14 protein-coding genes and 1 pseudogene are annotated in these 15901 nt (G+C 39.4%); 7 read left to right on the top strand and 8 right to left on the bottom strand.

Annotated features, from left to right (window positions below; translation table 11 throughout):
- From H4J63_RS20100 to H4J63_RS08725, 5 genes and pseudogenes are all read left to right on the top strand, one after another.
- Positions 1-186, top strand: a 186-nt coding sequence (locus tag H4J63_RS20100; protein WP_220467183.1) for a hypothetical protein, incomplete at its 5' end; no start/stop codon positions are given.
- A gap of 33 nt (positions 187-219) precedes the next feature.
- Entirely contained in the window at positions 220-933 is a 714-nt protein-coding gene (locus H4J63_RS08740; RefSeq protein WP_024604903.1) for a response regulator transcription factor, read from the top strand.
- Complete coding sequence (locus H4J63_RS08735; protein ID WP_024604904.1) at positions 930-2288, top strand: histidine kinase sensor domain-containing protein; 1359 nt, start codon at positions 930-932, stop codon at positions 2286-2288. Before H4J63_RS08740 ends, H4J63_RS08735 begins: the two co-directional genes overlap by 4 nt.
- Positions 2289-2478: 190 nt before the next feature.
- Entirely contained in the window at positions 2479-4515 is a 2037-nt protein-coding gene (locus H4J63_RS08730) for a TonB-dependent receptor domain-containing protein (RefSeq protein WP_182196010.1), read from the top strand.
- 18 nt (positions 4516-4533) lie between these two features.
- A pseudogene (locus tag H4J63_RS08725) lies at positions 4534-5655 on the top strand (PepSY-associated TM helix domain-containing protein).
- A gap of 121 nt (positions 5656-5776) precedes the next feature.
- On the opposite strand, the gene fadE reads toward H4J63_RS08725, so the two are convergent.
- On the bottom strand, positions 5777-8233 hold the full coding sequence (gene fadE / locus H4J63_RS08720) for an acyl-CoA dehydrogenase FadE (RefSeq protein WP_182196008.1): 2457 nt from the start codon (positions 8231-8233) through the stop codon (positions 5777-5779).
- Positions 8234-8556: 323 nt separating this feature from the next.
- Between fadE and H4J63_RS08715 the strand changes: the two genes are divergently transcribed.
- Entirely contained in the window at positions 8557-9321 is a 765-nt protein-coding gene (locus H4J63_RS08715; RefSeq protein ID WP_024605543.1) for a class II glutamine amidotransferase, read from the top strand.
- A gap of 38 nt (positions 9322-9359) precedes the next feature.
- On the opposite strand, the gene H4J63_RS08710 is transcribed toward H4J63_RS08715, so the two are convergent.
- From H4J63_RS08710 to cmoA, 5 genes are all read right to left on the bottom strand, one after another.
- Positions 9360-10094, bottom strand: a complete 735-nt coding sequence (locus H4J63_RS08710) for a DUF3108 domain-containing protein (RefSeq protein WP_182196014.1) — start codon at positions 10092-10094, stop codon at positions 9360-9362.
- A gap of 16 nt (positions 10095-10110) precedes the next feature.
- Positions 10111-10758: a phosphoribosylglycinamide formyltransferase gene (gene purN / locus H4J63_RS08705; protein ID WP_002959994.1), complete on the bottom strand. Its 648-nt coding sequence runs from the start codon at positions 10756-10758 to the stop codon at positions 10111-10113.
- Positions 10758-11810 (bottom strand): phosphoribosylformylglycinamidine cyclo-ligase, encoded by a 1053-nt coding sequence (purM, locus tag H4J63_RS08700; protein ID WP_002959993.1) that lies wholly within the window; start codon positions 11808-11810, stop codon positions 10758-10760. The genes purN and purM overlap by 1 nt, the downstream gene beginning before the upstream one ends.
- A gap of 190 nt (positions 11811-12000) precedes the next feature.
- Positions 12001-12969, bottom strand: a complete 969-nt coding sequence (gene cmoB / locus H4J63_RS08695) for a tRNA 5-methoxyuridine(34)/uridine 5-oxyacetic acid(34) synthase CmoB (RefSeq protein ID WP_182196005.1) — start codon at positions 12967-12969, stop codon at positions 12001-12003.
- A gap of 12 nt (positions 12970-12981) precedes the next feature.
- On the bottom strand, positions 12982-13707 hold the full coding sequence (cmoA, locus tag H4J63_RS08690) for a carboxy-S-adenosyl-L-methionine synthase CmoA (protein ID WP_182196003.1): 726 nt from the start codon (positions 13705-13707) through the stop codon (positions 12982-12984).
- 116 nt (positions 13708-13823) lie between these two features.
- On the opposite strand from cmoA, the gene H4J63_RS08685 reads away from it, so the two are divergent.
- Complete coding sequence (locus H4J63_RS08685; RefSeq protein WP_182196000.1) at positions 13824-14513, top strand: DUF3334 family protein; 690 nt, start codon at positions 13824-13826, stop codon at positions 14511-14513.
- Positions 14514-14678: 165 nt separating this feature from the next.
- Here H4J63_RS08685 and H4J63_RS08680 read toward each other — a convergent pair whose 3' ends face one another.
- On the bottom strand, positions 14679-14987 hold the full coding sequence (locus H4J63_RS08680; RefSeq protein WP_182195997.1) for a hypothetical protein: 309 nt from the start codon (positions 14985-14987) through the stop codon (positions 14679-14681).
- The gene (locus tag H4J63_RS08675) at positions 14980-15861 is read right to left on the bottom strand and encodes a hypothetical protein (RefSeq protein ID WP_182195994.1); all 882 of its coding nucleotides are present in this window, start codon (positions 15859-15861) and stop codon (positions 14980-14982) included. Before H4J63_RS08675 ends, H4J63_RS08680 begins: the two co-directional genes overlap by 8 nt.
- Positions 15862-15901 lie beyond the last annotated feature (40 nt).

Below are 15901 nucleotides of genomic sequence, written 5' to 3'. Positions count from 1 at the left end.
ACACTCAAAACACTCAAAACACTCAAAACACTCAAAACACTCAAAACACTCAAAACACTCAAAACACTCAAAACACTCAAAACACTCAAAACACTCAAAACACTCAAAACACTCAAAACACTCAAAAAATCAACTTTCTCCACGCTCACTGATTTTGATATTGATTTGTATTACCATTTGCTTTAATTTGTTTTAATACTATAAAAATTATGGCTTTCTATGTCTGCACCACAGGCCTATCAACGTAACAAATCTGATTTTGATATTTTAGTTGTTGAAGACGATACATTACTTAATGATCAAATTACTGAATTACTAGCCAACCAAGGATACTCTGTTACACAGTGTTTTGATGGTAATCAAGCGCTTGATTTAGCGGTTGCTCAACGTTTTAGTCTTATTTTATTAGATGTTATGTTGCCGGGCAAAGATGGCTTAGCAGTGCTTAATATTTTACGTAGTTGTAATAACACCCCTGTAATAATTGTATCGGCAAAACATGCTGAAGAAGAGCGCATTTTAGGTTTATCAGCTGGTGCAGATGATTACTTAGCAAAACCGTTTAATAGCCAAGAATTATTACTACGAGTAGATTCAGTACTAAGGCGCGTTTTTAAACAAGACACAAATACCCCTTACATTGCTAATATTGATGGACTTGAAATAGATAGCCTACACCAGCAGGTTTTTCTGCATTGTGAGCTATTAGCTTTTACGCCTATTGAGTTTGCCTTGCTGCAAATTTTAATGAAAAACCAAGAACAAATACTGTTAAAACCTTTTTTATATCAAGTGGCGCTTAACAAGCGTTTCAGTCAGTACGATCGTAGTTTAGATATGCATATGAGTCGTATACGAAAAAAATTAAATAACGCCGGCTGGGATGGCAGCCGTTTACACACTGTGCATGGGCAAGGGTACTGTATTAAATGACACGACGTTTATTTTGGAAGCTGTGCTTAATTATTGGTACTGGTGTTGTTGCGATGTTTTATTTAATTAATGTCGCGGTTAATCATTTTGAAAATGATATGAGCATGCTAAGTGACTCAAGTCGAGAAGAGTTAATTAATTGGCAAAAAAAGGCTGAGGTTATATTTGATCAAGGCGATATGAGCGAACTTGAGCGTTGGGTTGATGATTTACAACAACAAGAGAGTATTTGGGCTGTAATTGCTAAAGCCAATGTGGTTGAGTTAGCTGGTAATCGCTCTCATCGTTATGAGTATACAGGGTATAACTTGGGGCGAAGTATTGATTGGAAAATCCATCTGTATTTTGAGCATGCACCCGTTATGCAATTACCCTTTAAAGATGGTGCAACTAGCCTTGTTGTGCAGTTGCCGAAAAGAATGCGCCCAGGATCACTTTGGAATTTAACACGTTTGTCGTTACAAGTTTTATTGCCAATGCTGATATTGGTGTGTTTATCGATTGTGTTATATCGCCATATTATGCATCCTATTAAAGAACTCGACTTAGCAAGTAGAGCATTTAGCCAAGGAGACTTTAGTGTCAGAGTTCGAGAGCAGCTGGGCTCACGCAATGATGAACTATCCCAGTTAGCTGAAACATTTGATTTAATGGCAGAGCGGATCAGTGATCAGATTATGCATCAACGTGTATTACTAACTGATCTGTCTCACGAGTTGAGAACACCTTTAACACGCTTAGATATAGCAACTGACAATTTACTCTCTCACAGAGAAAAGGGTGTAGAAGACACGCAAATCAAATTAGAGCGTATTCACAAAGAGTCACAGCACATCCGTAAGTTAGTGGATGACACGCTTACTTTATCCTGGTTAGATAACGAGTCACCTCAGTTGCGCATCGAATCTTTGGATTTAGTCGATTTACTCGAAATTCTCATTGAAGATGGGCGTTTTGAGTACCCAGATAAACTTATTTTTGCTGACTTACCTAATCAAGCCCATATTGAAAACAGTAATCACAGAGCATTAGGTCAAGCACTGGAGAATATACTTAGAAATGCACTACGTTACACACCCATTAATAAAAAAGTATGGATTAGCCTCATTGATTATAAACATGAATATCAAATTATTATTGCAGATCAAGGTCCAGGAGTACCTAAAGAGCATTTAAATACTATTTTTAGACCTTTTTTCCGGATTGATTCAGCTCGCTCATGCAACAGTGATAGCTTTGGTTTAGGGCTTGCTTTAGCACAAAGGCAATTACATGCGATTGCTGCGACAGTATTTGCTAAAAATGATACTGCAGGTGGTTTAGTAATGACTGTAACGGTTCCTAAAGGTGTATAAATTACATTTCATATTGTGCTTGTAAAAACTGAGCAACGCTTTCTCGTTACATATTTTTAGGCAACTAAAGTAGATTGCACCTAACGCGTCTTTGTATATGTCCTAAATGTAACAAATGTAAAGTTGCTATACTCTCAATCAAAAGAAAATGATAATTCTTCTTATTTGCAATTAAGAAGGAACGTCCCCCTTGAAAAAATTAGCCCTAATGAGTGCCATTTGTGCATCATTTAGTTCACCTATATACGCGCAAGAACTTGCTAAAAATACAGCGTCTGTTGAAAAAATATCTGTAGTTGGTTCTGCAACTAATTTGAGTATTACAGCTGAAGAAATAGAACAATATCAAGCAAGTGATCTGGCTGACATTTTTCGACATTCACCTTCTGTTAGTGTGGGTGGCTCGGTAGGCGTTGCACAAAAGATCTATATTCGTGGTGTTGAAGATTCTTTATTAAATATAACGGTTGATGGTGCACAGCAAACATCAACGTTATTTCATCATATTGGTCGTGTAACAATAGATCCTGACCTATTACAGCAAATAGATGTGCAAGCAGGTGCCGGAGAAGCAACAAGTGGTCCTGGTGCGATTGGCGGCTCTATCCGCTTTAAAACTAAAGACGCGCAAGACATACTTAATCAAGGTGAACAATTTGGTGGACGTGTTAAAGCAAGTTACTTTTCAAATGACGGTACGCGTTTAAGCACCAGTGTATACGGTAAATTAAGTGATACATGGGGCGTACTAGGGTATTTCAGTACTGTGGATCGCGAGAACATGGAAAATGGTGATGGCGATACTATTTATGGTACGGCCGCCGATCAAGATATGATGTTTATTAAAGCCAGTGGTGAGTTAGCAGATAATCATCATTTGTCGGTAAGTATTGAAAAACGCGACGAAGAAGGGGATTTTTCAGCACGCCCTAACTGGGCGGTACAAGAAGGTGATGCTTTGTATCCAAGTGAAGCAGAGCGAGAGACTTACGTTGCTAATTATATATTTTCTCACAATAACTTATTGTATTTAGAGGCGACAGCATACAAAACCGAATCATCTTTTAATGGCGGCCGATTTGCTTGGCTTGCTGACATTGACACATATGGCTTAGATATTCGTAATACAAGTATTATTGATGAACATAAATTTGTTTATGGCGTTGATTATAGAAATGATGAAGTATCGAGTGGGTCTGCAGCAGGTGCAAAAGAAAATTCAGAACAAGGCAGTGTACTGGGTGTTTATGCACAAGGTTATAGTGATATTACTCCACAACTTTTACTGAGTTATGGGGTGCGTTTTGATAGTTATAAGTTTAAACAAGACATCTTATTAGATGAATATTACGGCACTGCAATTACAGAAAGCGCATCGAGTTTAGATGGCAATGAACTGAGTTTTAATATCGGTTTAGCATACGACATTAATGATGCTTGGACAGTAGGGCTTGGGTATGCTGAAGCCGCGCGTGGTAAGCAAATAGGTGATGGCTTTACCATTGATGGATATTTATATGACGGTTCAGATATTCCAGTAGCGGATGAAAGTTTAGTACCTGAGACCGTAGCTAATATTGAAGCATCCATAACGTACACTAATGAAAATTTATCCGCTAAGGCAAGTATTTATAATTCGTCTTTAGATGATGTGATATTTGAAGGGTATGAAGGAAACTCGGTTTATAACAATATAGGCACGTTAGAGACTAAAGGATTTGAGTTTGACCTAGCATATCGTTTAAATTCATTTGATTTCTTCATTGGATTTTCAGCTACTGATACAGAGCTTGACCCACGTGATGGGTTGTACAGTGTAAGTTATGATGCAATTGATATTAATGGCTATGAGTTTGTCGGTTTAGGGAATAGCAGAGGCAATACATGGGTTGCTGGCGTTGATTACGACATTAACACTGATGCAAAGGTTGGTTTTAGTGTAACTAAAGTCGATTCACTCGATATTAATACTCTTCATCAAGCTGTTGACCTTGGTTGGAGCGATTCTTTATATACCCTAAATAAACCAAGCTATACCACTGTTGATTTATATGGGCAGTGGAATGTGACGAATGCATTATTATTTAATGTTGCTGTTACTAATTTATTTGATGAGTTATATATCGATCATTCAAGTGTGGGTGATTACAGTGAAGTATTTGGCACTGTTGTTGGTCCATACGAATCTGGGCGCGATATTCGCTTATCGATTTCTTATCAGTTTTAAGAATAAGTAACTTATTTTATGTTCTTAAAATTGTTTTAAAAGTGGGTCTTTTGGGCCCACTTAATTATAGGTCTAATCGCCGGTTTATTTATTTTTAGCATGTCGTTCACGGGTTTTCTATTAACCTATGAACGACAGATTGTTGAGCTAGATGAAATGCGATTTACTGTAAATAACACCTATGTTCAACAGCGACTATCGACTGATGATGTTGTGGATATTTTGCGAAAATCGCATCCGAGTCAATCACATATTTATATTCGTTGGGTTAATCGAGAAGGGGCTGCCATTCCTGCCTGGGCTGGAAAGCATAGCTACTTATTACACCCTTATACAGGAGACGTGCTTCGTGAAGGAGAGGGGTTAGCGGCTGACTTTTTTCACGTTGTAACTGATATACATCGTTATTTATTACTGCATGGCGCTTCGCAGGTGATTGGTAAAAATATAAATGGCTACGCTAATCTATTTTTTATCTTTTTATTACTATCGGGTGCTTATCTGTGGTTACCAAAGCGATTTAACCGCTCTGCATTAAAAGGATATTTATTACTAGCAAAGAGTTACAAATCATCACATCATCGAAATAGGCAGTGGCATTTAGTTTTTGGAATTTGGTGTTTACCGGTTTTACTCGTTTTGTCATTAACGGCTACTTTGTTTCATTTTGATTGGGCAAATAAGGCACTGTACGGCGCATTTGGACAAAGTGTACCGGAGCGTGAAAAGCATCTACCAGTATTAGATTTATCGGCTGATGAAGTACTGTACGATACTTTATTTCAACAAGCTAAAGTACATGCAATTAATAATGGTGCTGCTGATTGGTATTCAATGTGGTTAGAATTAGGTGACAAAAAACACGAAGCACGTTTTTATATTGATACCAGTATCGGGAATCGCCAAGAATATGCGTATTCATTATTTTTAGATACTCGCACTGGTGATGCAATTAAAACGTTAAAAAAATCGGATTGGACGCGAGGCGATCAAGCATGGGGAACATCTCGATTTTTACATACCGGTGAATACTTTGGTTTTTTAGGGCAAACATTAGCTGGTTTGGCATCATTGATCGCATGTTTTTTAGTGTATACAGGCATAGTTTTAGCATGGAAGCGATTGATAACTAAGCGCTAATTTACACTTATCGTCGAGTATTTGATTGATATGTGCGATTTGATATATAAAAATTTATTTTACACAAAAAAGCCAGCGCATTAGGCGCTGGCTTTTAGTATTCAAATGCTTACTTAGTTAATTAAGCGGCATTAGCTTCTTTTTTAACGCTATTACGCGCGGCTTTGCCTGCAAGTAAATCAGCCGGGTCAAAGTCATCAACGTTAATAACATCTAAACGAGATTGCTCAACAGCAGCTAGTTTATCAGCCTCTGCTTGGCTTAATATGCCTGCTTCAAGCCCCATTTGCGCTACTTTATCAAGCTGGAAGAATGGCAGTTTAAGACCTTTTTCTTTGCATACACGGTCAAATAATGGCTCAACAGCAAGTACGTCTTTAAGCGTTTGCTCTTGACGACCTACAAGGTTAAGCGGCTCATTTGTTAAGTATACATAGCTTGCTAAACGGTTACGCGTTTCGCTAGGTACTTGTAGTAGTTGCGCAAGTTTATGCTCAAGTTGGTCAGTTGGTTTACGAACCGGGCGACCAAACGGGAATAACAATACTTTTAACACGGCACGTAGTGGAGCCGAAGGCATGTTATTAATTAAATCAGCAAGTGCACGTTGGCAATGGTAAAGGTGATCTTGGCAACTCCATTTTACTAGAGCAAAATCTTCTTTTTTACGGCCTTCGTCGTTGTAACGCTTAAGCGTTGCAGACACTAAGTATAAGTAACTAAGTAAGTCACCTAAACGTGCTGAAATACGTTCTTTACGTTTTAGTGAGCCACCAAATACTGCCATGCTAATGTCTGACATAAGAGCAAGTGATGCACTAAAGCGTGACGCTATACGGTAAAATTCAGCAGTTTCATCGTTGTACGGCACACTTGTAAAACGTGCGCCGGTAAGTGCAAGCCACTTAGTACGTACAAGGTTCGACATAGTAAAACCAATATGACCCATTAGCGCTTTATCAAATACGTTAAGCGCTTCTTCGCGGTCTTCAATTTCGCACGCACCTAGTTCGGTAAGTACAAATGGATGACAGCGAATTGCACCTTGACCATAAATAATCATATTACGGGTCAAGATGTTTGCACCTTCAACGGTAATGGCAATAGGTGCACCTTGGTAGCCACGACCTAAATAGTTATTTGGCCCAAGCATGATGCCCTTACCGCCAAGTACATCCATTGCATGAATAGTTGCATCACGCATTTGCTCTGTCAGGTGGTATTTAATAATGGCAGAAACTACCGATGGCTTTTCGCCTAAATCAACCGCACCCGTAGACATACTAACCGCAGCATCAGAGCTGTAAGCGTAACCAGCAAGTTTTGCTAGTGACTCTTCAACACCTTCCATTTTACCAATAGGTAAACGGAACTGACGACGAATGCGGCTATACGCACCCGTTGCAACGGCAATCATTTTAATGCCACCGGCAGAATTTGACGGCAATGTAATTGCACGACCAACCGATAAACACTCAACCAGCATGCGCCAGCCTTGACCAGCCATATCTGGACCACCAATAATATAATCAAGTGGTACGAAAATATCTTTACCGCGAGTAGGACCATTTTGAAATGGTACGTTAAGCGGGAAATGTCGACGACCAATTTCAACTCCAGGAGTGTCCGTTGGAATAAGTGCACAGGTAATGCCTGGCTCTTTATTGTCGCCAATTAGCCCATCTGGATCTTGTAACTTAAACGCAAGACCAAGTACGGTAGCCACTGGGGCAAGTGTAATGTAACGCTTATTCCACGTTAAACTAACACCCACAACTTCCTCACCATTCCATTGCCCTTTACATACCACACCGTAGTCTGGAATTGAGCTTGCATCAGAACCCGCTTCTGGCGAAGTTAATGCAAAACATGGAATTTCTTGACCGCTCGCTAGGCGCGGTAAGTAATGATCTTTTTGCTCTTTTGTACCATAGTGTTGTAATAATTCACCTGGGCCTAAAGAGTTCGGTACACCAACAATTGACGAAAGTAATGTTGATTTACTTGTTAGTTTTTGAAGTACACAAGACTGTGCAAATGCAGAAAACTCTAAACCGCCGTATTCTTTTTTGATGATCATGGCAAAAAATTTATTATCTTTTAGATACTGCCACACATCTTGAGGAAGGTCGGTTAGTTCGTGCGTTGCTTCCCAATCGTCCAACATGCTACAAACTACTTCAACAGGGCCATCAACAAAAGCTTGCTCTTCAATAGTAAGTTTAGGAACGGGGTATTGGTGAAGTTTTTTCCAATCTGGGTTACCGCAAAATAAGTCAGCTTCCCACCACGTCGTACCGGCATCAATAGCTGATTTTTCAGTATCAGACATGCTTGGCGTTACTTTTTTAAACGTAGCAAAAATAGGCTTGATGATATATTGCTGACGAAGGCCAGTAACAGAAAGAGGAACCGCGATGATCAAAAAGATCAACCAGCTAATTAAACCAAAAGCACCCGCAAAGGTACCAATTAATAAAGTTATAGCCGAAACACCAAGTGCTGTGTTCCAACTTGCTCTGTGGTAAACCGCAGTGCAAAGCAACGCGATTAGAACCAGTGTAAATATGAGTGTCATTTTTATTCCTTAATAGAGGTCAGACCACCTCACTTAGAGTAGCGCTAGTAACAGTAATTTTCAAGTACATAACGATGTTAAATTGTAGTAGAAAGTAACTTAAATACGATATTTAATTATCCGGCAAAGGAACACTCAATAACTATCGTATAGTCAAAGCATTAGCCGTAAGTAGTGTTAACGTAAAAATAAATAAATCTAATAGCAAAATGACACTTTTTAAGTAAGTATAGCCGTTATAGCGGACTGCAATTTAGTGTACGCTTAATACACAAATATTCGCTATTTATTTTAATGTATGGTTTTTAAGGGTTATTTTATTAATGTGTGAATTACTTGGCATGTCAGCCAATGTGCCTACCGATATTTGTTTTAGTTTTTCAGGCCTTTTAGAGCGTGGTGGTAATACAGGTCCTCATAAAGATGGTTGGGGTATTACATTTTACGAAGGTAAAGGCTGTAGAACCTTTAAAGATCCTGAGCCGAGTTATCAATCTGAAATTGCAAAGCTCGTTAAAGCATACCCCATTAAAAGTGTCTCGGTTATTAGCCATATTCGCCAAGGTAATCGCGGGCGAGTATGCCTTGAAAATACTCATCCTTTTACGCGAGAGTTATGGGGGCGTGAAATCACTTACGCTCATAACGGGCAGCTATCTAATTATCATGATTTAAAACCGCAGTACTATCGGCCAGTGGGTAACACTGATAGCGAACTCGCTTTTTGTTGGTTGCTTGATAAAATTCGCGAAAAATACCCAAAGCGTCCAAGTAGTATGGCGTCGGTTTTTAGATACGCGGCTAAGCTTTCGCATACGCTGCGTGAAAAAGGGGTGTTTAATATGTTATTGACCGATGGGGTGTTTGTTTTAGCGTATTGCACTAATAACTTACATTACATAACGCGCCGTGCGCCATTTGGTAAAGCAACGTTGATTGATGCCGACATGGTGGTTGATTTTCAACAAGAGACCACACCAAACGATGTAGTAACAGTTATAGCTACAAGGCCTTTGACGAATGATGAGCGCTGGCAAAAAATGGAGCCTGGGGAATTTGCATTGTTTAAAATGGGTGAGCTAATTTAGCCCACCTATTTTAAATACTAACTTTGGTTTAATTAAATTTAGTTAGCTTCTTGAGGTTGTTGTGCTGTTACAGGCGCAACAGCTGTAGGCGCAGTAACAGTAAATGAATTCATTTGAACTTCAAACTGCTCCATACCTTTTTCGCCTTTCCACATACGTACCAGCATGTAATCCATTTCTGGCGCAAACCATGCAATTGCTTGGCGTTTATCGTTATCGTATAAACGCTTTACTTTAATGGCTTCTACATTACCTATAGGTAAGGAGATCATCTCTTTTTCAACAACTTCAAAGTTGTAGTCGCGGCGGTTACCTTTTTTATCTATAAGGGGGAATGAAAAGCTTGTTTCGCCTTTTTTCAATCCTTCGCGCACTTGCACTTGGTACGAAATAGCATCCTGAAATTCATCAGTCCATTCGCATTTAAGTGGGTATTCACTAGCGCTGCTAGTCACTACTTTGTTTGTTGAATCAAAATCAATTTTGTAATCTTTATCTGGGCCTGTCCCTGTACGAATCATGTTGTAATGATGCGGGGTAACCTTGCCATCTTTAAAGGTAAACTTTGATGTTTCTTCACGAGAGTCAGAGAAAATCATCCACTCAATATTGCTGTGGTATGTAAGTTCATAAGTATCGTCGCCCGTTTTTTTGAGCTCACGAACAGCCTCACCATGATTTTTACCTTTGCGTAAAATATCGTAATTAGCTTGATACTGGGTCAATTCGCCTGCAATTAGGCTAGTTGGAAGTAAAGCGCCCACACATAACAACAGGGCACTTATTTTTTTATTGTGGGTAGTGCGCGCCGTGTGCAGGAAGTTGTTTTTTGTCAAGAACTGCATAATCTGCTTCCATAGTAAGTCTGTGTTCACTGAACCACTTGACCACCAAAGGATAAATTATATGCTCTTGCTCATGCACGCGTTTTGCTAATGTTTCTGCTGTATCATCCTTGAGTACAGGTATTTGCGCCTGAAGAATAACGGGACCGCCGTCTAATTCTTCAGTAACAAAGTGAACACTTACGCCATGAACATCGTCTTTTGCATCAATTGCTCTTTGGTGGGTATTCAGCCCCTGATACTTAGGCAACAAAGATGGATGAATGTTCAACATTTTTCCAACATATTTTTGCACTAAGCCAGGAGTAAGAATACGCATAAACCCAGCTAATACAACTAGATTTGGCATAAAAGAGTCGATAACGTTCATTAATTGCGCATCGTACGCTTCGCGCGAGTCAAAATCTTTATGACTGAGCACTTTTGTAGCAATACCTGCTTGTTTTGCACGCTCTAGGCCATAAGCGTCTGCTTTATTACTAATAACAGCCGCTATATGCCCGTTTATCTCGCCACGTTCGCAGGCATCTATGATGGCTTGTAAATTAGAGCCACTACCTGAGATTAAAACTACCAGACGAGTCGGTGCCATTACTTAGCACCACCTACAATTTCAACTTGCTCTTCGCCAGCTGCTGCATCTTGAATTTCACCAAGGTGCCATGCATTTTCGCCCAAGTCTTTTAGCATTGTTAAGCTTTGCTCAAGTTTGTCTGCAGGGACTACTAAAACCATGCCTACACCACAGTTAAATGTACGGTACATTTCGTGTGTAGTAATATTACCGTTTTCTTGTAACCAATTAAAAATTGGTGGCCACTGCCAGCTATCACCTTTAACTACAGCTTTTGCTGAAGCGGGTAATACGCGTGGAATGTTTTCCCAAAAACCGCCGCCAGTAATATGCGAAAGCGCATGTACGTCAACGTTTTTGAATAACTCAAGTAAAGGTTTTACGTAAATACGCGTAGGCTCAAGTAGAGTTTCGCCTAATGTTTTACCTTCAAAGTCAGCGCTGGTATCAGCTTTTGACACTTCAAGTACTTTACGAATTAAAGAGAAGCCATTTGAATGAGGACCGCTTGAAGCAAGTGCAATAAGCTGATCGCCTGCTGCTACTTTAGTGCCATCAATAATTTTTGATTTTTCTACAACGCCTGTACAAAAGCCTGCCATGTCGTAGTCTTCACCATCATACATACCTGGCATTTCAGCTGTTTCGCCACCAATTAGGGCACAACCTGAAATTTCACAACCTTTGCCAATACCTGTAACTACGTCAGCTGCTGTGTCTACATCTAGTTTACCAGTTGCATAGTAATCTAGGAAAAACAGGGGTTCAGCACCTTGAACAATTAAGTCGTTTACACACATTGCAACTAAATCAATACCAACCGTATCGTGTTTTTTTAAGTCGATTGCTAAACGTAGTTTAGTACCAACGCCATCTGTGCCTGCAACTAATACTGGTTGCTTGTAGCCTTCAGGAATTTCGCAAAGTGCGCCAAAACCACCAATTCCGCCCATTACTTCAGGACGACGAGTTTTTTTAACTACGCCTTTAATACGCTCAACAAGTGCATTACCAGCGTCGATATCTACGCCCGCGTCTTTATAGCTTAGAGACTGTTTTTGTTCGCTCACAGGTTTTCCTCAAAATAGTTGTTTTGGGTTGCTTAGAAACGCGCGTATTTTACAACAATTGCAAGGTCGCGGCTAGCGTAAATGTAATTTTGAAATAATTAACAAGGACACTTGTCCGCTGTTTGTTGTTTAAATAAACAAAAAAACGCCCGTAGGCGTTTTTTTAGTATTAAAGGCGTTAAATTAACAGCTATGCTTTTGCGGTTAATATGGCTCGAAGTGGAGCGGGGTAGCCTTCAATTGTTTTACTTGTATCGTTTGGATCTAAAAAGTCGATTAACGATTCGTTTTCCATCCAGTCGGTTTTGCGTTGCTCTTCAAGCGTGGTAATAGCGCAATCTTTTATTTGCACATCTTTAAAGCCAACGCGTTCCATCCACAGCTTTAATGCCGCAGTACTTGGAATAAACCACACGTTGCGCATTTTAGCGTAGCGGTCGGTAGGTACGAGTACTGTGTTTTCATCGCCTTCAATTACTAGGGTTTCAAGTACGAGTTCGCCGCCTGGGCGAAGCTGCGCTTTTAACTGCGCTAAAAAGTCGATAGGTGAGCGACGATGATAAAGTACGCCCATCGAAAAAACCGTATCAAACGCTTTAAGCTCGGGTAATGCTTCAACGCCTAGTGGTAGTAAATGTACGTTTTCGTCTGGGTTGTAGTGTTTAATTGCCTGAAACTGACATAAAAATAAATCAGACGGATCAATACCCACTACAAACTCTGCGCCTTCACCGCGCATACGCCATAAATGATACCCTGAGCCACAACCAATATCTAAAACAGTGCGGCCTTTTAGTGGCTCAATATGAGGAAGCAGGCGGTCCCACTTCCAATCACTGCGCCACTCTGTATCTATTTCAATACCGTGCACACTAAATGGGCCTTTGCGCCATGGCATCATGCGTTTTAATAAATGCATGGCTTGCTTTTGCTCGCCATCACTCATCTCTCCTGGGGCGCCAATTTCTACCTTATTAGAGATATCAACATGTGTTGTAGCCACCTCTGGTAAGTTTTTAAGTACTTTTTGCCATTTAGGTAAATCACCATGGCTTGCCTCTAACTGCCAATGTTTTAATTGTGCAGGGAGGGTTTCTAGCCAGTGACTAAGTGGGCTTTGTGCGATAGATGCGTAAAATTGGTTAAACCATTGAGACATGGATGACTCTCTTTATTTAATTGCTACCATTGAGCAAAAATTAAAACATTGATACCACACTTGAGTTTGGCTAAAACCAATATCTTGTAAGCGAGTAAAGTGAGCGCTTAGTGTATCTGGGCGCATAACGTTTTCGATGGCGGTACGTTTTTGGCTTATTTCAAGCTCAGAGTAGCCATTGTGACGTTTAAAGTCGTGGTGCAAATCAATTAATAGGTTATCGCATTGCTCGTTTTCGGCTTTAATTTTTTCGCTTAGCAGCAATACACCACCAGGCTTTAAATTAGCGTATATTTTTTCAAGCACGGCTTGGCGCTGCGCATGTGGAATAAATTGCAGTGTAAAGTTCATTGCCACAACCGATGCGTTTTGAATCTCAAGCTCGTTAATATCGCCCAAAGTAACAGTAACCGGCACATCCGATTTAAAACCTTGTAAGTGCACCTTACAACGCTCAACCATAGCTTGAGAGTTATCTACCGCTATTATATGGCAGTTATCGGTGCGAATATTTCGTCGCATGCTAAGTGTTACTGCGCCCAGTGAGCAGCCTAAATCATAAAGATTTGAGTTACTTTGCGCGTATTCACCCGCAAGTTTACCCATTGTACTGACAATAGTTGCGTAGCCAGGCACAGAGCGATGGATCATATCTGGAAAAACTTCGACTACATTTTGGTCAAAGCTAAAATCTTTTACTTGTTGCTCAGAGGCATAAATACTGTCTTTTATGGTCACGAAGGCAGTCTCTTTGTAAATAATGGCGCTATTTTAACATTTTATACTGGATAGTCAGTGATAAATTCAGTAGCTTGACTAGAATTATGAATAATAAGTATAAAAGAGAAGATTAAATGAGCAAAAGTAAGGTCATCAGCACAGACGATATATTAGCAACCCTTTGTCATTCAGTGACAGGCGTACTCACATCAGCCAGCGGTAATGGTATTAGCTACTCAGCCATGGTGCAAAAAATAACGCGTACATGCATGCGACCGGATATTGGCTGCTTTGTTTTATTTGACGGCGGTTTTACCGGGCTTGTAATTACCAACTTTACTTCGCAAGCGGCGATGGAAATTTATGGCGATTACATGCGCAACATGGGGATGCCAGAAGATGAAATAGCGCATAGCCATTTATCAGACGACGTATCAAACGTATTAGGCGAGTTGATGAATCAAATTGTTGGCGACTTTACGTCTAAAGTACGCGAGCAATTACATACCTCGATTACGCAAAACCAGCCAAAAATGATGGCAATAAACAAGCAAGTGCAAATATCGGTAGATACCACGATGGATCGCCCGCAAGCCCGCCGCGTAACATTCACCACAAGTAAACAAAATATCTTTTACTTGGAATTAGCGATGGATAAAACAGAGTTTATTAAATTACACGACTTTGATATTGCAGAAGCACTCGACCCAGATGACATAATTGAAAACGAAGCGAAAAAGAAAGCTGAAAAAGAAAGCGCAAAGGCTAAAGAAGTTGTGCAAGACGACGCAGATGACGACTTTATGGCAGGCTTAGGGCTTTAAGATTAAACTTTTTAAGTTGAATGAAATGATGGAATAGAAAAGCGCGATTTTATATTACGCTTTTCTATATAATAAATTACATGGTCATCTTCGAGTTAAATCATTCATTAATGTGGATACGGGGATGTAATAAAGGATGGAAAATCCGTACCAAGCGAGTTGAGCCTAATATACGGTGTCACTAATAGCTTCTAAAAAGTTAAGTCCAATATAGAGAGTTAATGATAAAAACGAAAAAATGAAAATTTGCACTTGTTTGGTACTGAACTTATCTCTGTTTTTATTTTTATCTGGTACATCAAATGTTTTTGCTAGCAACTGTCCCCACAGTATTGATGTTGCTAAAGAAAAATCTGAAAGTTTAATAAAACCAATAAAATCGCCTTGTAGTACTTTGAGTAATAAAAGGACAAGAAATGGTAAAGCTATAAATAAAGCTTCCTTTTTTGCACTCTCATAATTTATTTTACTCATCACTTAAATCCAATTCAGTTTGTTTCACCTTTTCTTGCGGTATCACTCGTACAACTTTAATAATTTCACATTCTATAGAGGTTGTATGTCGGTGTTTATTGACTTTCTTAGTGGTTTTAATATCAGCTAAAAGACCATCGCCTGGCCACAGTTGTGCATCTTTGTCATGATTTTTCCAGCTTTCAAACCAAACCTCATCAGACATTTTAGCCGAAAATTTTCTAAATTTTCTGCTATTACTTTCTAAATCCCAATTTAGACCAAATACATAAGACGGACGTCGAATAATTACAACCTCTCGACATGGGAAAGTCATTTCTACGTTTTCGAACATCTGGGATGCCGGCCGAGGACAAGAGAACTCATCACTAATATCAACAAACTTCTTTTTCTTCCCAAATTGTGCTTTATCTTCTTCGGAGAGTAGGTTCAATGCGTTATTTATTTTGTGCAGGGCTTCAGCAATTTCGTATAAGTTGATATTTGATTCACAAGTAAATTCATCTAGATCAACTTTATCAGCGGTTATTTGAGAATAAATTTTCTCTGCGAATAATCTAACATCAGATTCAGAGTCAATCTTTTTAGTTATTGCAATTTCTTCTTCAAGGCCTCGATAAATTGCATCGCAGATAGATTTGAAGTTGACACCCCTAACTTTATCAATAACTTTATGTTTGATATCGGCAATTATAGACCCTTTCCTTGTTTCTGAAAGTGCAGAACTAAACTCTATTTTTGTACCAAAGCCAAGCAATATAGACGAGTGTAGTTTATCAAAACCTTCAACGAGTAAACCCATAGAGTTGAATACTCTTTCGGGATTACTTACGTTGCGAGCAAAATCTATTCTAAGAGAGTAACTAGGAGACATTAGGTAATTCCTTTTTTAATGTGTGACTTATACTACTCAA

The sequence above is a fragment of the Pseudoalteromonas sp. 5Ae-yellow genome (assembly GCF_014077565.1).
Taxonomy (GTDB): domain Bacteria; phylum Pseudomonadota; class Gammaproteobacteria; order Enterobacterales; family Alteromonadaceae; genus Pseudoalteromonas.
This window is presented reverse-complemented; position numbering and strand designations above follow the sequence as displayed.